At 45.5% G+C, this 23,776-nt stretch carries 23 protein-coding genes; 6 read left to right on the forward strand and 17 right to left on the reverse strand.

Features of this window, described 5'->3' with window-relative positions; all coding sequences use genetic code 11:
* Positions 1-40: 40 nt before the first annotated feature.
* A complete protein-coding gene (locus ACETMN_RS25050) occupies positions 41-2,026 on the forward strand; it encodes a beta-galactosidase (protein ID WP_411735255.1) in 1,986 nt (661 codons plus the stop codon).
* A 135-nt stretch (positions 2,027-2,161) separates the two neighbouring features.
* Here the strand turns inward: ACETMN_RS25050 and ACETMN_RS25055 are convergent, their stop codons facing one another.
* From ACETMN_RS25055 to ACETMN_RS25090, 8 genes are all read right to left on the reverse strand, one after another.
* The gene (locus ACETMN_RS25055) at positions 2,162-3,304 is read right to left on the reverse strand and encodes a DUF4179 domain-containing protein (protein WP_411735256.1); all 1,143 of its coding nucleotides are present in this window, start codon (positions 3,302-3,304) and stop codon (positions 2,162-2,164) included.
* On the reverse strand, positions 3,294-3,824 hold the full coding sequence (locus tag ACETMN_RS25060; protein ID WP_210109153.1) for a sigma-70 family RNA polymerase sigma factor: 531 nt from the start codon (positions 3,822-3,824) through the stop codon (positions 3,294-3,296). Before ACETMN_RS25060 ends, ACETMN_RS25055 begins: the two co-directional genes overlap by 11 nt.
* A gap of 191 nt (positions 3,825-4,015) precedes the next feature.
* Positions 4,016-4,417, reverse strand: a complete 402-nt coding sequence (locus tag ACETMN_RS25065; protein ID WP_411735257.1) for a hypothetical protein — start codon at positions 4,415-4,417, stop codon at positions 4,016-4,018.
* Between the two features lie 36 nt (positions 4,418-4,453).
* Positions 4,454-4,780 (reverse strand): hypothetical protein, encoded by a 327-nt coding sequence (locus ACETMN_RS25070; RefSeq protein WP_105599902.1) that lies wholly within the window; start codon positions 4,778-4,780, stop codon positions 4,454-4,456.
* Positions 4,781-4,793: 13 nt separating this feature from the next.
* On the reverse strand, positions 4,794-5,510 hold the full coding sequence (locus tag ACETMN_RS25075) for an SMI1/KNR4 family protein (RefSeq protein WP_411735258.1): 717 nt from the start codon (positions 5,508-5,510) through the stop codon (positions 4,794-4,796).
* The gene (locus ACETMN_RS25080) at positions 5,470-6,150 is read right to left on the reverse strand and encodes a hypothetical protein (protein WP_411735259.1); all 681 of its coding nucleotides are present in this window, start codon (positions 6,148-6,150) and stop codon (positions 5,470-5,472) included. The genes ACETMN_RS25075 and ACETMN_RS25080 overlap by 41 nt, the downstream gene beginning before the upstream one ends.
* A 28-nt stretch (positions 6,151-6,178) precedes the next feature.
* A complete protein-coding gene (locus tag ACETMN_RS25085; RefSeq protein WP_411735260.1) occupies positions 6,179-6,400 on the reverse strand; it encodes a DUF6386 family protein in 222 nt (73 codons plus the stop codon).
* On the reverse strand, positions 6,348-6,641 hold the full coding sequence (locus ACETMN_RS25090) for a DUF6386 family protein (RefSeq protein WP_411735261.1): 294 nt from the start codon (positions 6,639-6,641) through the stop codon (positions 6,348-6,350). The genes ACETMN_RS25085 and ACETMN_RS25090 overlap by 53 nt, the downstream gene beginning before the upstream one ends.
* Before the next feature lie 188 nt (positions 6,642-6,829).
* Between ACETMN_RS25090 and ACETMN_RS25095 the strand changes: the two genes are divergently transcribed.
* Positions 6,830-7,207, forward strand: coding sequence for a PilZ domain-containing protein (locus ACETMN_RS25095; RefSeq protein WP_091013573.1), 378 nt, complete (start codon positions 6,830-6,832; stop codon positions 7,205-7,207).
* 69 nt (positions 7,208-7,276) lie between these two features.
* On the opposite strand, the gene ACETMN_RS25100 is transcribed toward ACETMN_RS25095, so the two are convergent.
* Both ACETMN_RS25100 and ACETMN_RS25105 read right to left on the reverse strand, forming a co-directional pair.
* Complete coding sequence (locus tag ACETMN_RS25100; protein WP_411735262.1) at positions 7,277-8,620, reverse strand: uracil/xanthine transporter; 1,344 nt, start codon at positions 8,618-8,620, stop codon at positions 7,277-7,279.
* Between the two features lie 50 nt (positions 8,621-8,670).
* Positions 8,671-9,258, reverse strand: coding sequence for an ankyrin repeat domain-containing protein (locus tag ACETMN_RS25105; protein WP_411735263.1), 588 nt, complete (start codon positions 9,256-9,258; stop codon positions 8,671-8,673).
* Positions 9,259-9,442: 184 nt separating this feature from the next.
* Between ACETMN_RS25105 and ACETMN_RS25110 the strand changes: the two genes are divergently transcribed.
* Positions 9,443-10,345 carry a LysR family transcriptional regulator gene (locus ACETMN_RS25110; RefSeq protein WP_341073776.1) on the forward strand — a complete coding sequence of 301 codons (903 nt, stop codon included), beginning with the start codon at positions 9,443-9,445 and terminating at the stop codon, positions 10,343-10,345.
* Between the two features lie 71 nt (positions 10,346-10,416).
* Here the strand turns inward: ACETMN_RS25110 and ACETMN_RS25115 are convergent, their stop codons facing one another.
* The 6 genes from ACETMN_RS25115 to ACETMN_RS25140 all read right to left on the reverse strand — a co-directional run bounded on the left by ACETMN_RS25115 (position 10,417) and on the right by ACETMN_RS25140 (position 18,866).
* Positions 10,417-12,321 carry a beta-glucoside-specific PTS transporter subunit IIABC gene (locus tag ACETMN_RS25115; protein WP_091013565.1) on the reverse strand — a complete coding sequence of 635 codons (1,905 nt, stop codon included), beginning with the start codon at positions 12,319-12,321 and terminating at the stop codon, positions 10,417-10,419.
* Positions 12,322-12,450: 129 nt separating this feature from the next.
* Entirely contained in the window at positions 12,451-13,302 is an 852-nt protein-coding gene (gene licT, locus ACETMN_RS25120) for a BglG family transcription antiterminator LicT (protein WP_036668684.1), read from the reverse strand.
* Between the two features lie 233 nt (positions 13,303-13,535).
* Positions 13,536-14,960 (reverse strand): glycoside hydrolase family 1 protein, encoded by a 1,425-nt coding sequence (locus ACETMN_RS25125; protein ID WP_411735264.1) that lies wholly within the window; start codon positions 14,958-14,960, stop codon positions 13,536-13,538.
* A 21-nt stretch (positions 14,961-14,981) separates the two neighbouring features.
* Positions 14,982-16,670, reverse strand: coding sequence for an S-layer homology domain-containing protein (locus ACETMN_RS25130; RefSeq protein ID WP_341073777.1), 1,689 nt, complete (start codon positions 16,668-16,670; stop codon positions 14,982-14,984).
* Positions 16,671-16,825: 155 nt separating this feature from the next.
* The gene (locus ACETMN_RS25135) at positions 16,826-18,283 is read right to left on the reverse strand and encodes a glycoside hydrolase family 1 protein (protein WP_091013560.1); all 1,458 of its coding nucleotides are present in this window, start codon (positions 18,281-18,283) and stop codon (positions 16,826-16,828) included.
* A 289-nt stretch (positions 18,284-18,572) separates the two neighbouring features.
* Positions 18,573-18,866, reverse strand: a complete 294-nt coding sequence (locus ACETMN_RS25140; RefSeq protein WP_083657375.1) for an antitoxin Xre/MbcA/ParS toxin-binding domain-containing protein — start codon at positions 18,864-18,866, stop codon at positions 18,573-18,575.
* Positions 18,867-19,013: 147 nt separating this feature from the next.
* Here ACETMN_RS25140 and ACETMN_RS25145 point away from each other — a divergent pair, with 147 nt between their 5' ends.
* From ACETMN_RS25145 to ACETMN_RS25155, 3 genes are all read left to right on the forward strand, one after another.
* Positions 19,014-20,078 carry a suppressor of fused domain protein gene (locus ACETMN_RS25145; RefSeq protein WP_411735265.1) on the forward strand — a complete coding sequence of 355 codons (1,065 nt, stop codon included), beginning with the start codon at positions 19,014-19,016 and terminating at the stop codon, positions 20,076-20,078.
* 64 nt (positions 20,079-20,142) lie between these two features.
* Positions 20,143-20,904, forward strand: a complete 762-nt coding sequence (locus ACETMN_RS25150; protein WP_091013552.1) for a LuxR C-terminal-related transcriptional regulator — start codon at positions 20,143-20,145, stop codon at positions 20,902-20,904.
* A gap of 110 nt (positions 20,905-21,014) precedes the next feature.
* Positions 21,015-21,794 carry a hypothetical protein gene (locus ACETMN_RS25155; protein ID WP_091013550.1) on the forward strand — a complete coding sequence of 260 codons (780 nt, stop codon included), beginning with the start codon at positions 21,015-21,017 and terminating at the stop codon, positions 21,792-21,794.
* A gap of 114 nt (positions 21,795-21,908) precedes the next feature.
* Here the strand turns inward: ACETMN_RS25155 and ACETMN_RS25160 are convergent, their stop codons facing one another.
* Positions 21,909-23,660: an ABC transporter ATP-binding protein gene (locus tag ACETMN_RS25160; protein ID WP_306299266.1), complete on the reverse strand. Its 1,752-nt coding sequence runs from the start codon at positions 23,658-23,660 to the stop codon at positions 21,909-21,911.
* Positions 23,661-23,776: the final 116 nt, after the last annotated feature.

Here is a 23,776-nt window from a genome sequence, read left to right on the forward strand (position 1 = left end):
ATATAATCGCAATATATTGATAAATAAAGGAGATCACAGGATGACAATTAAGATCGGAATTGATTATTATCCAGAGCAATGGACCCCGGAGTTATGGGAGAAAGATGCCATACTTATGCAACAGACGGGGGTTGCTGTTGTGCGAATGGCAGAGTTCGCCTGGAGCCGAATGGAACCGACTGAGGGTAATTATCAGTTTGAATGGCTGGATGCAGCTATAGAAGTATTCGCTTCGCGTGGTATGGAAATTGTGTTATGCACCCCCACCAATACCCCGCCAAACTGGATGACTACCTGTTATCCGGATGTGCTGCCCATGGATGAACAACGCCACATCATTCGGCCAGGTGTCCGTGGACATCGCTGCAACAACAGCCCTTCCTTGAGAATGCTGGGCTCCAAATTTGTGGAAGCGATATCACAGCGCTATGGTAAGCATTCCGCCGTTATTGGCTGGCAAATCGATAACGAGATGCACTACCAGGAATGCCATTGTGATACATGTAATCGCGCATTTGTTGCTTGGCTGCAAAAGCGTTATTCCAATCTGGAGGAGTTGAACCGGGAGTGGGGTACGGTCGTCTGGAGTGGTGAGTACAGCAGCTGGGCTGAGGTAACAACACCACTCGGTGCCAGCAAACCGATGAATCCTTCCTATCTTCTGGAGTACAAGCGATTTTGTTCTGACAGCGTAGGCTATCTGCTGGGATGGCAGCTTGAGATTTTACGCCGTAACTGTCCAGACCAATTCGTGACGCATAACATGTGGCAGTATCCGAATAGCCTGGACTATTATGATATGCACAACGAATTGGACTTCGTCTCTGTTGATTATTATCCGAATGAGCTGTATCGCGATTATGGCGATCGGTTTCCGAGGAACGGAGCGCTTACGCTGGACTTGGTTCGCGGCATCAAACGCCGGAATTTCTGGGTAATGGAACAGCTCAGCGGAGCACAGGGAGCCTGGATGCCGATCCAGCGCACCCCGTATCCTGGACTGATCCGAGCTCGCTCTTGGCAGACAATCGCCCGCGGTGCCGATATGGTCGTCCATTTCCGCTGGCGGAGTGCAACCGTCGGAGCCGAACAATTCTGGCATGGGCTGATTGACCACAGCAATGTTCCTGGACGCAGGTTCAGGGAGTTCGCCGAGCTTACTCGCGAGGTGAACCAGCTAGGAGAACTGCTGGCCGACTCGACCATTGTTACCCAGGTTGCGATTCTGCATTCGCATGATCAGCATACGGCGCTTTCCCTTCAGCCGCAGGCGGAAGGGGGAATGCACTATATAGACAACTTGTCCTCTATGCATAATGCATTTCTGAAAATGGGCGTCGGTACGGACGTTATCAACTGGACCGAGGAACTCGACGGGTACAAGCTGGTCATTGTCCCCTCTCTCTTCCTGTTAAGTGAAGAAGTAGCACAACGACTGGAGCGATTCGCAGCTAAAGGGGGGACGGTTGTCCTCACCAATCGGACTGGTGTGAAAAACATGAGGAATGTATGTGAGATGCTGCCTCTGCCAGGGTTGCTGGCGGAAGCGGCGGGTATTGTTGTAAGTGAATATGATGCCATCGGCAACAGTGAGCATTGGATACGGAACGCAGAGGGCAAGACATTCGCTGCGAAGCAATGGTGTGATCTACTGGAACTGCGAGGTGCAGAGCCGATCGCCTGGTATGACAACGACTTTTACGAGGGTGTACCAGCGGTTACTGTCAATAAGTTTGGTGAAGGTGAAGTATATTATGTCGGCACTTGGCCGGAGCCATCGTATTTCTATCAGTTGTTTGAAGGCATATTGAAGGAAAAGGAATTGGCGCCCAAAATCGAGCTGCCGGAAGGTGTCGAGATGTCGATTCGAACGAAGGGGGAGCAAAACTTCCTGTTTCTGATCAATTTGACGAATGAGCAACGAGAGATTAAGCTGGACGTTCCTTATCGCAGCTTGTTGACCAGTGAGAGGTTGGATCAAAAGTTGACCCTTCCAGCTCTGGGAGTAGATATTCTAACTGTATAAGATCAGCAGCTTTTCGTATTTAAAAAGGGATGTATCACAAGGCTTACGACCTTGAGGGACATCCCTTCTCTGATTTCACTAACGTACACCTAATCCGAATAAAAGTACTGCCAGTTAGTTAGTTAGTTTGTTTGTTTATTTGATTTTTATTGCCAGCTCATCATTCTTGGCTTCCTGCAAATCATCATAGACCTTACCTGGTTTACCACTAAGTTTTAATATCATGGACTCCGGCTGGTCCAACTGATTGCTGCTGAAAGAATACATCATTCCATCTTCCGTTCCACTCCCGCCTACCATGGATAACTTGGTCTGCTTCCCATTCCTGGAGATCGAAATGATCTCGATAGGCCGAACGATCTCGTTGAGCGACAACTTCGTTTTGTAATCAATTTCTTGATCAGGTACATGGACAAATTTGACCCGAGTTACTAGAGGAGACACCTCCACCTCCGACAACAAGATCTCATAACCTCCGAGAGTAAAAGTCCGATTAACCTTGATGATTTCCGTTTTGGGGATAGAAAACTTGGGGTCCAGTGGGAAAGAAATATTCATCTTTTGGGAAAATTTATACTTTCGTTCTTTCTCCCCTTTGTCTGCATGATTCACCACATCTGGTACAACTGAGGACAACTGGAATTGTAGATTCACTTGCTCAGGCAGCGGTTTATTTCGACTTCGCTCAATTGTATTCCGGCCATAAATGGTATGCTTATCCTTGGAAAGATGAATACCTCCTGCACCGCCATTGTCAAGCAAGTCTCCTGTCGAAGCGTCCATCATCTTCATATCGACAGTCGAATACATCTGCTGCGAAGCATCCGTTCTGGCGGTATACAATACCGTTATTCGATTCTCATCTGCCATAACTGCATTCACCGTAAACGCATATATGCCCGATGTAACCGTCCGATCCACGAGTTGCACATAACCATTATTGAGCGTTGAAGTAATCGTGGCACGGTCCATATCCGAAGTTAGCAGGCCACGAAAGGGCTCTAGTACTCCCCAATTGGTTACAGGCTCAGTATATGTTGCCGGTTGTTGCCCATAGTTTCCAAGTGGGCCTATAAGAAACCAACCTGCAGCCAAGACCGTGACCAGCACTGCCGTGATCCATTTGACACGAAAGGTCCTACCTGATCGTTTTGTTCTAGCCTTTGCGAGACCACGTTGAATTGCCGCAGTCGTGTCCGCCGGATTCCAGTGCTGGTTCTCTCTTTTCACCTGATATGCGTCTGCAAGAAGTGCTTTCTCCTCCGGGTTAGTGGTCATGCCAATCCCTCCTGTTCTTCATCAACTTGCGCAACTGTTGGAGTCCTTTGTGCTGCCAGGTCTTAATCGTCCCTTCCGGTTTGCCGAGGATCGAGGCAATATCCGTCAGTGTCATGTCGTTATAATATTTCAGCAATAACACATGGCGATATTTTGGTTTCACCTTTTGCAAAAGAGATTCCATCGCAATTCGATTATCATCAACGCTAATCATCCAAGACGCCGGAATGCTGTCCTCCAGATTCTCCGCTGCCAGAGGTGTCGCCCGCTTGCGACGTCTCTGTTCATCGATGCAGACATAGATTAGAATCCGAATGATCCACGACTTGAACGCCTTCTCATTAATCAGCGTACGACGTTTAATCCAAGCCCGGCATGTCATCTCCTGCACAGCTTCCAGCGCATCTTGCCGGTTACGCAGGTAGCTATAGGCAATAGAAATGAGCGTATCTTGATGTTCCTTAATAGATTGCACAAATGCCGTCTCGTCTTCGGTCTGCACATAGATCCTCTGGTTCATCTCTGCTTTTGTTTCCACCCCGCATCCCTCCTTCTCTCTCTTTCTGTGGTATAAGACGGGTGAGTGAAGCAAACGGTTTTTATTCATCAAAAAAAGCTCCGCCATCATCATGAGGGAGCTTGATTACATAGCACTTCGGCCGCCGGTATACTGAATTACGCACAAGCATGAACAATTCAAGATCAACTAACTTACAGGTTACCGGTGACTTCGATCCCGTCGGCCAATTGCAGATGGTTTCTCACCCAAGCTGTGAACTGATTCAAAAAATTCCGTAATTCAGGCTCTGCAACCACCTGTTGATCCAACTCTGATAAAATCTCTACCCATACATCCTTCGTAATGGGATTGTCCCAGCAGGGATCAAGTGCCTTCATCTCTTCTCCAGTTCGCGGGTCAATTAAGGGAAATGTGCGATCCAATGCAGGACGAATGTAATCAAAGTCTTCATTATATATAAACAGCATGTCTTCTATCTCTACTTCAACCGATTCTTGTATGTATAAAGGGGATAAAACAAAACCCACATTCCGCTGTGGACCTTGATACTGATACACGAGTGCAGGAATCGTTCTCTTTAATTTTTTAGCCATATATGCTCCTCCTGTTTCAGGCAAATCTTCTATCGATCAGAGTTCAAACCAGATTAATCCACCATCTACCTGCCTGCTTTCTTGCTCCATCTGCTGCATCCAGCTCCGACCCTCTTCACCCCAGATATGAAATAAACAGTAGATATACGACTCCCCATCCATAATCTCTTCTAACCCGGAAGCCTCTTCTATCCACACTTCAAGGGCTCTAGGCCAGGAAGAATCTTCACGTTTCAGTACAAAACCGTTGGCTTGGTGTTCTAAGCTGTACATGTTGGTAAACGTTAATGCACTTGCCAGACGCTTCACAACTTCAGGTAAAATCGCAGGCTCCGTTGCTCTAATTCCATATTCCCAGCCCAATGTACAACCTCCTTTAGACTTCGTTCGCTCCAGATTGTTGCTTTTGTTCATGCATTTGATGGATCGAACGATCCAACCACAACTCATACCAGTCCAGAAAATGTAGTCGATTCGAATTGCCCCAATACTGATCAGGATAAATTCCATTACGGTTAGCCCGGTCATCAACCCAGACCTCTCCGTAGGAGGCTCCCTTAACAATCAGATTCAAGGATATGCCACAGCCAAAATCACTGATGCGCAACATGCCTGCTGACCACTTTGGATCAAAATATTCATGTTCCAGCGCTTCCCATTCCTCTTCTTCCTTGCTGTCATCGAACCAGTCATAGTTCCAGTTCCATGCTTCCGTGAATTGGAAAGGGTCCGAGACCGCGTTCAGCTCATCTTCATAACCAAGCACAGCGTATACGCCATCATCCGGATTTTCCAGACCATAATAAGGTCCTGCACCACCTGTTCCCATATGAAGAAGCCATATCTTATAATCCTCCGGCAACTCAATTCGCCATTTCTGTTCAAATTGCGCAATATCCTTCTGCGTCCACACAGACGCCATTTCATATTCATGGTTCTCTGCGCCAAACAGGTCCAGATCCGGGTCCAGGCTTCGTAGAGTGATCAACTTTTCACGCATACGCTCCAGTTGTACATTGTACATGGCTTCCCCACCTCCCTTCTTTACTCTGTTACGTTTGTTCCACGGCGTACCCGCGTTGCTGTAACTCATCCAGTACTACTGCCACATCTCGCTCAGGACACAACTGCTTAATCAGGCTGGCGGTCACCGGTTTTTCTTCATATACTTCAGCTACGGCTTCCAACGGCAGATCCGGCAAGTCATAGTACCCTTTGGCCCAATCAACGTAATCTACCGGGTTCTTCTCCAAATATCCCAGCAAAAATTCTGCACCACCTCTGGCGTCCGCTTCACCTTCCTCGGCCATCGCCATCTGAATCCAGTTACCAACCTTCCATGACAAGTCGTTCCCTTCTTGCCATAGGCAAAAGGTCACATTCTCCAGATCCAATGCCTCCTCATGATCCCGCAGAACAGCCATCAATGTCTTCGGCACTTCATCGTACATGCCTGGGTAGATCTCTCCATCCTCACGAGCATGCGGACTTAAAGGTGACTCATGATCGAATCCCTTGATCAACGTGCCTGAATTCGTAAATAATACATGCAGATGATCACCTGCGCCGTTATCGATGCTTCCCCATGGCACACCTGGCTGAAGTTCAGCTTCATAATGATGAACGCGTAGCCATTCTTCCTCCGAAAAGATAATATCCAAAGCAGCGAGTATTCTTATTTGTTTACGCAGGGCATCTGCATTCATCATCGTTATCTCGTTCCATTCCTGCATATGAATCCCTCCTGTTTGTATCTGTACACTATATCCGGATTAATTCATCCAGCGTGTTATTTCCCTGAATACTTGGTGTCATGACAATGGTGATCCGACTGGCTTCTCTGGAGACGATACATGCATAATTTCCAGGTTTTAACTGAAACAGAACCCCTTCACATGTCTCATCCGGCTCTAATTCACCGCCAGTGACATCATCCGCCGCCCCCAGATAGACGTGCCCAGACGGAACTTGCAGATGATACACCTTTTCCCGTTCCGCGATCTGGATCTGAATCCTCCTCTACATCCTCCAGGCTCCATTCCACCTCATACACTCCATCTGCACCCAGATTCAGGAACAGACAATGACCTGCATTCACCTCAGCCAGCTCATCCACTGGAATGGACCACCAGTCCGAAGTATCCTCAGCACGATGTTTTAACGCTGCTAGATCATACAGGCACAATGTTGCCGTATCTGTAACCATTTGAAATGTTCCTCTCATATTCACCCGTCCCTTCTGTCTGATCCAGTTCTGACCTCAGAAATATATTCCATCATTATATCAAGCCTGATACACGTGTAAAAGGAACCCATGGACCATCTCTGCTTGCGCAACTCTTCATTTCTTGCTCCAAATGGTCGATATAAGCATAACTGACTTTTTTTGAACCTGATGGAGGAAGCCAAGCCATGTCAATGAACAATAGAAAAGAACCCTTTCGCTACACATTGAAGGAACCAATCCACTTTGAGATCTATATTCTCAGCATCAACGGGGTTAACGCACCAGCCAAACCCATTCAGGCCGAACTCTGCGATATCAGTCGATCCGGCTGTCAGCTGTCATTTCCGCTGTCCCTTCCTGTAGAGAATAACGATATTCGGATTGGAATGAATATGCTGCTCTTTGAAGACCCTCTATATATGGAAGGCACTCTCCGCTGGGGTCAAGAAAAAAACACCTCATGGCATTATGGTGTTCAACTCGAAATGCAGGATGGGAACCAGGACCGTCTCTCTAGAGAGATGCGAATGCTTGCAGGACAAGGCAAAATTATTGTGAAATAGTTAGATGCCATATAGACTGATAACAAAAAAACAGCCCAATCAAATTGGACTGTCGCAAGATGAAACTCTTTATGCCGCTTTACTTACTGTCGCTGGTTGTTCCATTTTGGACCAGTTCACGGTTTTTTCAAGAACCAGTGAGACCAATACCCCAATGACGAGACCATTACTTATGATCGGGATGAGGTACATGGGCAAGGTTTGAAAGGCCTCAGCAGGAATATTCATGACTGCAACTCCCGTGAGGACCGGCAACGCTACACGATAGATCGTTTTAGAATTAAACGTTGTACCTTCAAGCGTTCTTAGTGCCGTGCCGAACATCTGAAGATAAGCCACGAACAAAACCGCACTGCCGACGCTTGGTGGTATTTGTGCAAAAAATGCTGTCACTGAAGGTGTAAGACCTATCATACATAACATCCCCGCTCCAATTATCAAGGCAGCACGACGCAGAATGCGAGTACTCTCCAAGAATCCGATCGATGATGCAAATAAACCAAAGGGCAGCACACCTACACAGGCTGACAACATCGTGAACAGACCCGTTAGCGCATAGGAATGCCTATACTGACGGCTTGTTGTTTCTGTCCGGTATAGTTTCTCAACTGTGCTTAAAGTGGTGATCGAATTCGTCTTGTTCACCAACCCCACGAAAAATGCAGTAATGACAATACCCGGTTCCCATCTGGGTGCTCCCCACGGAAACAGTTCGAGACCTGCCGGAGCCTGATTAGGCTGTCCGCTATGCTGTCCAGGAAACAATAGACTATAAGCGATCCAGCCTGCCACAATCCCAATCAGGATCGCGTAGTTCCCCAGTTTCCCCCTACCCTTTAATTGAATCCATGCCACCAAAAACGCAATGACAACGGACAATGCGGCAACAGGCAGATCGAAACGACCAAACTCCGTATATCCAATCATACCTTTGAAAAAATTCATGGTTAATTGAATCGTCATTAGAAACAACATGGCACTCTTCACCATAGGTGTGAACAGCTTTTGCAGCACTTGCGCTGCTCCCAGCCAACCCAGAATCACCATCGTTAGTCCCGCTAACAGAAAACCTGCAGCCAGTCCACCGCCAATACGCTCCAGACTCATACCTGCCGATGAAGCAGATACCGTCAAACTTAGCGTCAATCCCCACCATAACCCTGACGGACCATCCATAATCGCATATCGATGACCAAATACGGCTTGAAGAATACACACTGCTCCGGTAAGGATAAATGCGTGCTGCATGGAGGCAGCGATGGCATCCGGAGACAGATGAAAATTATGTCCAATGGATAGCGGAACAACAACGGTATTGGTAAACAGGAAGAAAAACCACTGTATACCTGCCAAAATCAGTGAAGATACGTCCTTCATATTCTTTTGTAAAAAATGCTCTTGATGTCTGTTCATTCGTTCGGAATATCCTTTCACTGTTCTGTATTATAAATGTATAAGTCTCTTCAGACTTGGGTTAATAGTCGTTCCATCTCGGCATACCGATGCCGGCTCGCATGTGCAAGCGGTGTAATCCCGTCCCGATCCGCAATCTTTGGATCTGCACCATATTGCAAAAGCAAGGCAACGATCTGCTGGTGACGCGGCCCGCCATCTCCCAAAATGACCGCTTCCAGTAAGGCTGTCCACCCCAGGTTGTTGATATGGTTCACATCCACATCACTGCGTGTCAGCAGAAGCTCCACAATGTCCACATGGCCCCGATCTGCTGCTGGGATAAGGGCTGTACCGCCAAAACGATTCGTTAACCTCGTATCCGCACCAGCTGTAATCGCCAATTCGACCATGTCATACATACCCTCAGCACTCGCATATAACAGCAGGTTGTCCAATCGTGCATCCCGAAGATTAATGTCGGCTCCGGCATCCACTAACATCCTTACCGTGTCTATCTTGTTACCGTGCACCGCAGCCAGCAGAGGTGTTCGCCCCAATGCATCCCGTTCATTCAACCTGTTACCCTGTTGTGTGATAAATCGAATGACCTCATCGGTATGTCCCGCTTGCGCAGCATCATGTATTGTTCTAACCACGTTGTTTTATCCTCCAATTCAAGGTCTTTCTCATGCAATAATATTCATATAGAAACCAAACTCTGTTAGTCAGGTATGCAAATCTAATGTATGGTAACATAAGATCGTAGTATATTAAAAATACATGTTTTGTTGGCTTTCCATACGAATTACATATACATTGCAGGCGAAGGAGAACAACCACTTGGATATCAAACAATGTCGCTATTTCATTGCCATTGCTGAGGAGAAACAGATTACAGCAGCTGCCCGAAGACTTCACATGGCTCAGCCACCCTTAAGCCAGCAGCTTAAGTTAATGGAAGAAGAGCTTGGTGTGATTCTATTTGAACGCAAAGGACGTATGATGGAGCTAACGCAGGCGGGTCGCAGCTTCTATGATTATGCGGTTACCTTGACCAAATATATGGAGGAAGCTGTAATGGAGATGCAAAGTTTCCGTCACGGCATACGGGGCAAACTCACCATCGGCATCAATACCATATCGGATCGCCTGATCCCGCAAGCACTGCAACAGTTTCGCACCACCCATCCACAGGTTACCTATAAAATTCAGCAAAATGAGTCTGCACAATTATGTCGCCTGCTGGAAGATGGCAAAGTTGAACTCGCCTGTGTACGCATGCCCGTCCAGACAGAACGCTATGAGGTGCTGCACCTGCCACAGGAGCGACTCTTCTATATTTCTTCAACACCGCTGGATAGTCCGACAGAGATGGGACCAGGAGCGGAGATGGGGACTTATTTTGAGCAGCTTACAGGTATCCCTCTACTGCTGCCAAGCACAGAAGGACTCGGTATGTTCGAGCTAATTTTGGACAAGTTCCGGGAGCATCAGGTTATCCCCTCTATCATGGGTGAGTGCTCAGACATTAATATGTTGCTGGAACTGGTCCGACTCGGCTTCGCCAGTTCCATCGTGCCTCACACGGTACTACAGCTATATCACGAGCACCCATTCCACGTATATCGCATCCATGATCAGCATTCCACGGTTGGCTCGGCGCTGGTCTGGTTGCAGAACCGTTATTTGTCCAAGCCTGCACAGCACTTTGTACAACTGGTGCAGGGTATGCTTCCCATGTAAAAGGCTATAAGCAAAAAAACAGCAGCTTTACCGGATTACATTCCGGTGAAGCTGCTGTTTCATTTCTATGGTTAAGCTTTAGCTGTGAACAACAAGTCTTTTTCTTTGATCGTAGTGCGACCAGCAGACTCAATCGACTCATACTGGTGCATGTTTGTAATAATAACTGGTGTAATCGTTGTATAACCGGCTTTTTCGATCTGTTCCCGGTCGAACTCCATCAGTACATCACCTACGGCAACCTTCACACCTGCTTGAACTTTAGGCGAGAAGAATTGACCTTTCAACTTCACGGTATCAATCCCGATATGAATCAACATCTCTGCGCCTGTATCACTTACCAGACCAATGGCATGTCCGCTCTTCGATAACGAGAACACAGTACCGTTAATTGGAGAAACCACACGTCCTTCAGATGGTTGAATCGCAAATCCTTTACCCATAATCTCTTCAGAGAACGCAGGGTCTGGCACTTCGCTCAGCGGTTTAACTTCACCTGTGATTGGGCTGAAGATTTGCTCATCTTGTGCTTTTGCTTCTTCAGTTACAACAGCAGAAGTTGTTGCTGCTGGTGTTGCCGGCTCAGCTGCTGGTGCTGGCTCTGTTGCATTTTCTTCTTGGAATCCAAGAATGTACGTCAGTACTGCTGCAGCTACGATGGCAATCAAACCACCAGCCAGAGCATAGAGCAGTGTGCTAATTGCTGGACTGATAAATGCTGCCACACTCGGCAGACCTGCAAGTCCTGTAATAACGTACGATTTAACATTGAAGATACCCATGAATCCACCGGCAATCGCTCCCCCGATAAGGGCTGCAATAAACGGTTTTTTGAACTTCATGTTGATACCATACATCGCTGGTTCCGTAATCCCCATGATAGCCGTGAGACCTGTGGAATATGCAAGGGATTTGGTTTTGCCATTTCTCGATCTGAGACCTACACCAAATGCTGCACCACCTTGTGCCAAGTTAGCTGCAAACATCAGTGGAATAATAAAGTCGTAACCCAGTGTTGTCATCGAACCAACTACGATTGGCAGCAACGCATAGTGCATGCCTGTAATGATTAGCAGTGACATCGTACCACCAATCAGAATACTTGCGAAGATGGACATGTTATCGAACAACCATGAAATACCACCGGACAAACCATTACCAAGAACCGTACCCAATGGACCTACTGTCATCAATGTCAGTGGAACCATAATCAACAAGGTAACTGTTGGAACAACCAAGAGTTTAAGTGAAGCATGTGTTACACGATCAACGGCTTTCTCTACATATGAAGCAATCCAAACTGCTAGAACAATCGGAATAACTGTAGAAGAATACGTTGCCGCTATGACTGTAATCCCCATAAATGATGAATTGTGACCATCCGCCAGTAGTGCTGTAATGGTCGGATGCATAATCCCTGCTGCGAGCGCTGCGGCAATATACATATTGCTACCCAGTTTACGGGCAGCACTGATTGCCAGAATGATCGGCAGGAAGTAGAATGCACCGTCACCAATCGCCGACAAAATGATATAGGTTGAACTAGTGTCGGACAACCACCCAAGTGCCACAAAGATGGCCACGATCCCTTTGATCATACCAGCACCCGTAATTGCAGGCAGGATTGGTGTAAACATACCTGAAATGAAGTCGAACAGCGCACTTATTGGATTTCTCTTTTTCTTCTCCCCAGTTGAAGCGCTTGAGGTTGCATTATCTGCGGTTGGTGATTTGGACATGTTACCAACGAGTGCGTTATACACGATAGGTACATCGTTACCGATGATAACCTGGAACTGTCCACCGTTTTCCATCACGCCCATCACGCCTGGTGTATTTTTTAGCGTCGCTTTGTCCGCTTTTTGGTTGTCATTCAGGTTAAATCTGAGTCTTGTCATACAGTGTGTGACTTGATCGATATTCTCTTCGCCACCAACAAGCTTCAAAATATCCTTGGACAATTGTTGTTTATCCATTGTGTTTTGCTCCTTTTATGTGTAATGAAGGTTAAAAAAAAAACCTAAACACTGAATAATGACAAAGCAGAAAAGCTTATCATTATTCAACGTTTAGGTTTTGCCTTTTTAGCAGTAACAATCCCAATTTTATTCAATTGTTTGTTCATTTCTGACAACTCGTTCAATATGAATGGTCAGATACAGTATTTCTTCCTTGGACAACACCCGATTATAGATCTTACGCGTATAGTCACTGATCCTTACTGCACATGCATGTGCTTCCGGATACTGCTTGCTCACCAAGTCATGAAGCGGGTTATCTTCTTCTTTATCTTCAATCGCTGTTCCTTGCAACACACGTTGGGCAAAGAACTTCAGATGAGTTAAAAACCGATAATAACTCAATGAATCTTCATCAAGTTCAATCACAAAGCTACGTCTTACGATGTTAAGTATGTCCTTAACAATGTTCGTAATACTGATCGTTTCCCTCATCTCACCGTTCATCTGGGCATTAACCAGATGCATTGCAATGAATGCGCATTCGTCTTCGGGTAACAGGACACCTAACGTTTCCTCAATAATCTGTAGCGCCTTGAGTCCAATGGCATATTCCTTCCGGTACATGCGCTTGATCTCCCAGAACAATGCGTTACGGATCTGCAATCCTTGACGATGTCGATCAATGGCAAAATGAATATGATCCGTCAGTGAAATGTAGATGCTTTCATGCAGCTTCTCACCTAACACCGTCTCGGCATAACGGATAATCTCATCCGAGCACTCGACATATTCAACCGGGATATCAGACAGAAGTGTTTTAAGTTTCTGTGATACTTCCTTACTTTCAAGCGAGAATATTTTTTCGACAAGACTCTCGTCAATCGATTCACCAGTATGCTTTTTGAAGGCAATTCCACGTCCCATAACGACCAGTTCGTTTCCTCCCGGATCAATTACGGTAACTACGTTGTTGTTCAGCACCTTCTCAATTTTCATTTCTTCACATCACCTTGCACCGTCAAAGTAGTAAAAGGCAAAACCAAAGCAGGTCACGAAATATGCCCCGCTTCTGGTTTTGCCTGATTGAACAGTAACAATCCAGTATTCATTAGCCTTAGGCCCATCTTACCATATAATTATCCATATGACAATGTTTTTGTGAAAGCGGTTAATGTGCGTTAATGTGACATAAAAAGGTGCTAGTACAACTATGCTTATAGAACTAGCATTTACTCGTTACTGTTCTTAAGACTTGCGCCATTTGTACTAATAACTTCCTTGTACCAAAGGAATGATTTTTTCTTGTAACGATCCAATGTTCCTGAACCATCATTGTTGCGGTCTACATAGATGAAACCATAACGCTTCTTCATCTCTGCTGTTGAAGCACTTACCAGGTCAATACAGCCCCATGACGTATAACCCATCACTTCTACGCCATCCTCAAGAGCTTCGCCAACCTGTACCAGATGGTCATTCAAGTATTGAATACGGTAATCATCGTTCACGGTTTTATTGCCATCTTCGTCCGTGATCAGCTCATCGACTGCACCCAGGCCATTTTCGACAATAAACAATGGTTTTTGATAACGGTCCCAGTATTTGTTCAAGGTTACGCGCAGTCCTTGCGGATCGATCTGCCAGCCCCACTCACTCGCTTTCAGATAAGGGTTTTGCACACCTGCGAACAGGTTTCCTTTTCCTTCGATACGTTTCTCGGGATCACCAGTCTCACAGATACTTACATAATAACTGAACGAGATAAAGTCTACGGTATGCTTCAGAATTTCAGCATCGCCATCTTCAAACTTAATATTGATATTATTCGCTTTGAAATAACGATTAATGTATTTTGGATAATAACCACGTGCATGGATATCAGCAAAGATATCATTGCGCTGTTCAGCATGCATCGCTGCAACCACATCATCCGGGTTCGGAGTCAGCGGATACGTAGGCATGCTCAGTACCATACAGCCAATTTTGGCTTCAGGCATAATTTCATGTCCCAGTTTTACTGCTAATGCACTGGCCACCAATTCATGATGGATTGCTTGATACAGATCCTGTTTGGACAGTTCTGCTTTTGGCGTATAGATTCCGCCGCTCATGAATGGCTCTTCCAGAATGGAGTTGATTTCGTTGAACGTCAGCCAGTATTTAACTTTGCCTTTGAAACGGTTGAAAAGAACTGTTACATAACGCTCGTAGAAATCGATCATTTTACGGTTAACCCAGCCATCATATGTTTTGGACAAATGCAGCGGTGTCTCATAGTGAGAGATCGTTACGAGTGGTTCAATCCCGTATTTGTGGCACTCATCGAACAGGTCATCATAGAATTGCAGACCTTTCTCGTTTGGCTCCAATTCATCACCTTTAGGGAAGATACGGGACCAGGCGATAGATGTACGGAACACTTTGAAGCCCATTTCAGCAAACAGTTTAACATCCTCTTTGTAACGGTTGTAGAAATCGATACCGATCAGTTTCAGGTTATCTTCTGTAGGTGCTTCCGTTCTAGGCGTTGTAATCCCGTGTGGCATTACATCTTGAACAGACAGACCTTTGCCATCTGTATTATAAGCTCCTTCAAGTTGGTTGGCTGCTACAGCGCCGCCCCATAGGAAATCCTTCGGAAATGGTGTTGTCATGTCAATCATTCCTCTCATTATTTAGTCTTCTAAGTGTCGATTCGCCTTTGTCAGATACAAGCGGCCCATAATATCATGAAATTCTTCTCCATCAACCACATCATTAGGTGCAAAAAGTTGTGCCTCTTTGCCGCCCATAATATCGTATTGTGAGCTGTTTCGTATTGCTTCATATGCCCAATGAGTCGGAGGTACATCATCAAACATAGCCGCCTCTGATTGATCAGGTTCTATACCCAAGTTTTTCTTCATTTTGTCCAAAATAACCGCTAATTGAGCTCGTGTTATATCACCTAATGGGGAAAATTTATTATTCCCCGTTCCTTGCATTACACCTGCTTCTGTAACCTGCGAGATAGCCTTTTGAGACCATCGCTCAAACGTATCGCTATAACTCTCTTCATATTGAGGATTTGGGAGTTTCAAAAAATCAGCAATCCATACGGCAAGCTGAGTCCGATCCACAATTTCATACGCTTTAATTCTCCGGTCCATCCGGGTATATATATCGGCATCAGATATTCCTTTGTCTTGATTAAACAAAAAGTCAGGTGTCTGATAACTTGCCAAAGCAGGAACCCACGACCAATGTTTCAATCCACCATAGAGATTATTTCCTTCCATGAAATCATCATCGTATACGAAAATGTCCGGATCACTCCCTAGTTCCAACAACGCTTCATACGCAAGTATACTCGTACGACTATCTGTTGTAGGATCACCCTTAGCATGGTGAAGCCAAATAGGAACATTCACTATATCTTTAAGTGCATCTTTAAATCCATCCACAGACCCCGTATAATCTGCAACTGTATCCTTGGCCGCAATGACAACAGCTCCTGCAAACAGATCCGGATATTGCATCATAAACCGAAGGGCTCCGCCACCCCCACTAGATACACCAGCCAGATAAATCCGATCCGGATCAACCTCCCCTTCAGCTACAAGCTTCTGGATCAGCTCATACTGTGCAACAAAATAGGCTTGCATTTTAGCCAGTTGTTCAGTGTTATCGTAAATTTTGAAACTGTAATTCTCGGGATACTGTACAGCAAGCACGGAAGTATCATACCCCGATTCTGTCCAGACTACTGCTCCACGATTAGCCGTAAGATGACTTCTACCATCCGTACCTACTTCTCCCCCGCCATGAAGCCATACGACAAGCGGTTGTGCGTTGGTGGAAGGACTACGCTTCAGACGGTAAGACAACGTTTCACCGTTGCTGCCCGTGTACGTACCTTTTTCAAAATCATCGACGGTTCGGGTAACAACCTTATCCACATTGGTCTCATCAAAAGATAGCTCTGGATACGTTTTGTTCGTTACCTTAAATTTTGAAATCATACCTCCAGGATATTTAAACGGCTCGACCTCCATATGGATGGTATGATCCTGAATCGTCAATTTTATCCCGTCGTCTGCATAGTTAGTTTGTACAATTTCTTCTGCTTCATTTAATGGATAACCATCATAATTGCCTGTAATTTCGAAGTCAGAAGCTTTTAGATTCTGATATTTCACGGGATTGGCAATGGTAATATCAAAGGATTCGACCATTTCTCCCGGATCACCTACATAGGTATTTGCCTGAATCCGACTGACCTCAACACTTTCCGCACTCGCTGCTGCAGGCCAAATTGTGGTTAGGCACAGGGTTAATGCTAGCATCCATCTCGCACTCTGTGTGCTCATGTTCCATCTTTTCAAACGACAATCCCTCCAATGTAATGTTGGGCAACACATGGAAAAGCGGACAAGCACTAACCAAAAGGGCCCTCAAAACCATGAGTTCATTGAGATAGCTACTTTCGTGTTAAGTTTTGCCCGCTTTTTATGCGGTAAAAATCCTGAAAACGTGAGAACTACAGTTGCTCACCATTACTGGAGATTACGTTTTTGTACCAGTCGAATGAATCCTTTTTGGAACGTTTGAGTGTTCCGTTACCTTCGTCATCCAGATCCACGTAGATGAAACCATAACGTTTGGACATTTCGGAAGTGGACATGCTCACAAGGTCAATCGGGCCCCATGCTGTAAATCCAATCAGATCGACGCCATCTTTGATGGCTTCTTTCATTTGTTCGATGTGTTTTTTCAGGTAATCCACACGATAGGAGTCATGGATCGAACCATCTTCTTCAACTTTATCATAGGCACCCAAACCATTTTCCACGATGAACAATGGTTTCTGGTAACGATCCCAGAAGTTGTTCAGGGTTACGCGCAGACCGATCGGATCGATCTCCCAGCCCCAGTCGGACGCTTCCAGATAAGGGTTTTTCACACCGCCAGTCAGGTTGCCGGATGTCTCTGCTTCGTTGGCAGAAGCGGATTTGGTCACGGACATGTAGTAACTGAAGGAGATGAAATCAACGGTATTGTTCAGCAAGATCTCGTCATCGCCTGCTTCTTTTTGGATCACGATGTCGTTTTCTTCAAAATAACGAGCCATGTAGTTCGGGTATTTACCACGAGCATGCATGTCCGTGAAGAAGAGGTTGATCTGATTCTCGTGCTGAGCCAGACGAACATCTACCGGATTACATGTTGCTGCATAAGTTTCCATACGAGCAAGCATACAGCCGACTTGGGAACCAGGGATAATTTCGTGTGCAAGCTTCGTAACCATGGCACTTGCTACAAATTGATGATGAAGCGCTTGATACGTCGTCTGCAGCTTGTTGTCCACTTTATCGATCAGAATGCCGCCGCCAGTGTATGGGCTGAACAGCATTACGTTAATCTCATTAAACGTCAGCCAGTATTTCACTTTATTTTTATAACGGTTGAACACCGTTTCTGCATATCTAACATAGTGCTGAATTACTTCACGGCCAGCCCAGCCATTGTATTTTTGCGTCAAGCCAAGCGGAGTCTCGTAGTGAGACAATGTAACGAGTGGCTCAATACCGTATTTCAACAATTCGTCGAATACTTCATCGTAGAATTTCAGACCTGCTTCATTTGGCTCTTGATCATAACCGTTCGGGAAAATACGTGCCCAGTGAATGGACAAACGGAATACTTTGAAGCCCATTTCGGCGAACAATGCAATATCTTCTCTAAAGTGATGGTAGAAGTCGATACCAAAACGTTTTGGAAAACGTTCTTCAATTTTGCCAGAGAGAATCTCTTCAATTCGGGAAGAGGAAATTTCCATGGCATGTCCGCCTGTACGCTTCTCTTTCGGAACATGAGCGATCATGTCCGCTGTGGAGAGGCCTTTGCCGTCCTTATCGAATGCACCCTCCAATTGATTGGCAGCTGTAGCGCCGCCCCATAGGAAGTTTTCGGGGAATCCTTTTTTTGCCGTGGTCATGAATAACAACCTCTTTTCGAAATTTATTTTGGTTTTTCCAGGTAAAAAACTGTAATTTAGAGCAGAAAACAAGAAAAACCTAAACTCAAGGTAAAATAGCACCAAAAAAAGGAGCTTTCATTTCACCATCAGTTTAGGTTTTGCCTGTCTTCACAGTTACAATCCATCAAAAGATGTTATTGCATATTCTGTTGTGTTTGCTCTTGTAATGTAAGCGTAACATATCTATTTTGCAAAATCAACTTCACTGGATCATAGGATCGTTCGCACACTCTCACCATCGAAAAAATTAACGCGGCATACGCATAATCGCTGCCCTTAATGCCTGCGCTCCTTCCTCCGTTTCCAGGTAAACAGCGGGACTTTGGTCCCCTAAAGCCGGGATATCTTTCGCCATCCATTCAAAAGCGTACTCCCCCATTTCACACAAAAGCACCCGACTTATATCTGCCGGAATCCCTTGTAATCGCGCACGTTCTACCCACGCGGGGTCCATCTTTTGTCCAAGTTCTTCAAACAGTTCGGAAAATGAGTCCCAGCTTGCCTGATTAAACTCCTTTAAATAGATACCTTTCATACTCATGTAATTTCACTCCCTGGATTGCAATTAATAACACCGAAGTCCTATCTGACACAATTCATCCTTAAGCCGCTTGAATCCGTTTCTGTAACAGGTAGACTTAATTTTAAATGTTTTTCGGGGGAAAGAACAGTCAAGGAGGATTCAATAATGACTCAGGAAGAAAACACATCCGGTTGGGATGCGATTGATCAATCCATGCGTGAATTGTATGGGGAACAAGAGCCAAAACACTACGGCACTGCCCTTCCGTATATACTCGGAGGTCCCGATCCACTCGATGGCATTAGCGTTTATGAGGTGAACACACCTATGCCTCACTGGCATTTTGTCACCTACGGTTTCTCTGAATTATATGAAAAAGAGATGCAGGATGCATCCAAGAGCGGGTATGGATTCGAACTCACCTTTCGTCTTACACGCACTGAAGAAGTAACTGAACCGCCAGCCTGGGCGCTGAATCTGTTACAGAATGTAGGACGTTACGTGTTCAACAGCGGAAATATCTTTCAGCCAGGAGATTACATGGACGCCAACGGTCCGATCTGCCTAGAGTCGGATACACTGCTGACTGCTCTCTCGTTTATTGAAGACCCGGATCTACCCGCGATCTCTACGCCTAATGGTTCAGTGCAATTTATTCAGATGGTTGGCATTACAGGTCGGGAACTGGAAATGATTCAAAGCTGGAATGCTCGTGGCTTCCTGTCTGCCTCCTCCATGTTCATGCCCAAATATGTGACGGATCTGATGAGAAATTCGTACGCAGATATTCCTTCGGTTATACAAGCGGTTGAGGATGGAATGGAACAGGACGGGTCCAGCACCGCCTTTTTATTCATACAACAACTGGCCTGGGAGTCTCCACGCAAAAAAATGCTGATAAAGACCGTTCCGGGCAAACTCCAGCTTGGAGCCAAACAGGCTGTATTAGTCGGAACCATCCTTCGTAGCCGAATTTCGAAAGGTACCTCTCTATCCTTGATCGGACCTGATACTACTATTCTGTTCGAAGCCGGAGAACATCCTTCAGTACTAGAATCGGACAGGCAAGTTACCCTGACGGTGAACAAACAAATTGTTGAGGAGCTGGCAGAAAACCTTCAACCCGTTGAAGGAACATTCGAGATAAATTCACTGGATCATATTCTCGTTCAGATTGTTAAAACAGAAATAAAAAACCAGGAAGGGCACGTAATCAAAACCATTGGATGACGCACCTCAGATTCAATCAGAATCCTACGCTTACTAGCGACTGTGCAGGAAGGAGGAATCAAACATGCCTGCCATTACACTTGCCTCGCGGCACAAGGAGTCCGCCATGTGCCAACATGTTACCGAAACAGATCCGTTCGATTATTTACCAAAATCTCAACTGGACAGGCTTCGCAAAATCAATCATTTCCTGATTCATGCATTCCAGAACAGCCTCTCGGATATTAAAGAGAATTTAACGGGCACTTATCTTTTTCTACTCACAGATATGGACGGTGTGCTTCTCTCCATGGATTATAGTCCAGATCTGGAAGCCGTCGTAGAAGGTTCGCCCATCCGTCCGGGCATGATCTTCACTGCACAGAGCTGTGGAGTTAACGCCATATCAGAAACGATGGATAACAATAAGCCTGTACTGCTGCTACCCGAGCAGCATGAAAGTCCTTATTTTCAAAGCTGGCATTGTTACGCCGCACCTTTGTTCATGGGATCGCAACATGTCGGTTATCTGGATGTGTCCACCATTAATGCAGATATGCAAGGTGAACTGATTGCCATTGCCAAGCTAATTCCAGCGTACATGCAGAACTGTTATCAGAGTCAGCAGACTGCTGAACTGTGCGACAAACCGGCAGTGGAGTTCACCGAGCGTCAGTTAACCATTCTGGAGATGATAGCCGGAGGCCTCACGGTAAAAGCCATTGCTTTGAAATTAAAGATCAAGGAATGCACCGTGAATCATCACAAAAAAGTGATTTTTAACAAATTAGGTGTGCAATCCAGCACAGAAGCTGTTTCAATTGCCAGCCGAATGTCTTATGTATAGAAGACCCCTATAGATTCCTATAGGTAGTATATGAGAACGTTTGTGCTACAATTTAGGAAGCAGGCAACATGTAGAGAGAGAAACAAACACACACATTTCAGGAGGGTAATATGACAATTCCAAAAAAAGCTTCTTTATTCGCCATGCTCATTATGATTATGCTGGTTGCAGCCGCTTGCGGTGACAAAGCAGATAACACAGCCGCAACAGAAGAGCCTACCCCGACAGAAACAACGACGGGTACTGATTCTAATACAGCCAATACAGAAGAAACAGAGAACACAGAACCAGCAAGCGAAGAGTCCAAGGAAACTGATAATTCCCAAGACGTTGAGCTGGGGACCACTGAAAAAGGTTCTTACACCAATGACTATTTCGGCGTATCTCTGAAATTCCCGGAAGCATGGGAGTTCCAGGATGCTGCAGGCATGAATGAGCTGACAAGTGCTTCATCCGAAGCGATTGCTGGTGATGATGAAACAAAGAAAAAACAAATTGAACTGTCTCAGACCAAAACATTGAATCTGCTTATGGCTTCAAAATACCCATTGGACGGAGGTCAAGTTGGCCCTTCCGCTATGGCCATTGCTGAGAAAGTAAGCTTGTTGCAAGGCATTCGTACAGGTAAAGACTACCTGGAAGCAACCAAAAAATTCATGGTGGATAGCCAGTTCCCTTACGATTATAAGGAAATGACAACGGAAACCATCGGTGGTAAAGAGATGGATCTGATGCAAATCACGATGGATCCAGGTGACGGTTCAACCATTACTCAAGATTACTATAGTACAATTATTGAAGGATATGCTTTCAACTTCATCTTCACTTACATGGATGATAAGACCAAAGCCGAGATTGATACCATCAAGAAATCGGTTCAATTCAAATAATTGCTTTTGATTACTGCCATTATATGAAGAACATATAACTTAACCCCGATAACGATCTATGGAGATCATCGTCGGGGTTCTTTTGTCGTTGAAAAAGACTATATATTGCACTATCTAGCTAGATATGGCTACCCAGTGCCCTTCTGTGACTTCTACCCACTTGGAATGTTCGAGATTATAACGGTCCTCTACTTCAACATTTTCTCTAGGTGTTTCTCTGAAAACATGTCTCTTTTTCTTTGCTTCGATCGCCGGATCAGGCACAGGAATAGCAGATAGTAATGCCTTGGTATAAGCATGTTGTGGGTTGGAATACAGTTCTTCACTCTCAGCCAGCTCCACAATTTTCCCGTTATACATCACAGCCACTCGGTCACTGATATGTTTAACCATGGACAAGTCATGCGCGATGAAGAGATACGTCAATCCGAGTCGCTGTTGCAACTCTTCAAGCAATTGTACGATCTGAGCCTGTATCGACACATCCAGTGCAGACAGTGGTTCGTCACATACGATGAATTCCGGCTCCACAGCCAGAGCTCGCGCTATACCGATCCGCTGTCTCTGTCCTCCCGAGAATTCATGTGGATAACGCTGCGCATGGGTAGGATCAAGACCCACCATCTCCAGCAATTCCTCCACACGCTTCTCCCGCTGAGATGCTGTACCTGCAAGTTGATGAATATCAAGGGCTTCTCCAATGATATCCATAATCCTCATTTTGGGATTCAGAGATGCATATGGGTCCTGGAAAATAATCTGCATATGTCTGCGCATCGTTTTCATCTCCGAAACTGATAAGCGATTGAGTGGGACTCCTTTAAACAGTACATCTCCACCTGTTGGCTCATGCAATCGCAGAATCGCACGCCCCGTGGTTGATTTTCCGCTGCCGGATTCCCCTACAACGCCGAGCGTCTCTCCTTGACGAATATGGAAACTGATATCATTTACAGCCTTTAAGGTATTGCCTTTTCCCAGATTAAAATGTTGTTTGAGTGATTTCACCTCAAGCAACGGCTGATCATCCTCGAGATCTCTTGGGACCAACGATACCGGTTTGGGCTTTTTCTTCTGATCCAGACGTGGTAATGCATTCAGAAGCCTGATCGTATACGGGTGTTTGGGATTAGCAAAAATCTCTGTTGTAGTCCCGGTTTCCACAATCTGTCCTTCTTTCATCACAACAACCCGATCACACATGCCTGCTACTACGCCCAAATCATGGGTGATCAGAATAATAGATGTCCCAAGTTGCTCTTGCATATCTTTCATCAAATTCAGAATCTGTGCCTGAATTGTAACGTCCAGTGCGGTTGTCGGCTCATCGGCAATGAGCAATTCAGGACGACAAGCAAGTGCAATACCGATCATGACCCGCTGACGCATGCCTCCAGAGAATTCGTGCGGATACTGGTTGTAGCGGATTTCACTGCGAGTTATCCCCACCCGCTCCATCATGGCAATCGCTTGTTTCTTGGCTTCCCTTTTGGACACCTTCTGGTGTTTGATCAGACTCTCGGAGATCTGTTTCCCCACTTTAATGGTCGGATTAAGGGAACTCATCGGGTCCTGAAAGATCATGCCAATATCACGTCCACGGATACTCTCCATCTCTTTCTGCGTTTTATTGGCCAAGTCGACACCTTTAAATAGAATCTCTCCCTTTTTCATCTGTGAAGGCGGCGATGCAAGCAGCCTCATAATGGAACGTGCTGTTACACTTTTTCCACTTCCCGATTCTCCTACAATACCTAGCGTCTCACCTTTTCGTACTTCAAAACTCACTTCTCGCACTGCCTGAAACTCACTCTCTCCAGAATGAAAAGAGACCGATAGATCATTCACTTTCAATAAAGGTTCCATGTTATCACCAGCTCTCATCCGTTTTTCACATACCCATATGTATACAATTATTACCTTGACAATTGTTTAGACCCTAAATAATATATACTATATCAATCGGAATAATGCAATTTAAA

Origin of the sequence: Paenibacillus sp. M2 (assembly GCF_046713495.1) — a bacterium.
Classification (GTDB): Bacteria; Bacillota; Bacilli; order Paenibacillales; family Paenibacillaceae; genus Paenibacillus; species Paenibacillus amylolyticus_B.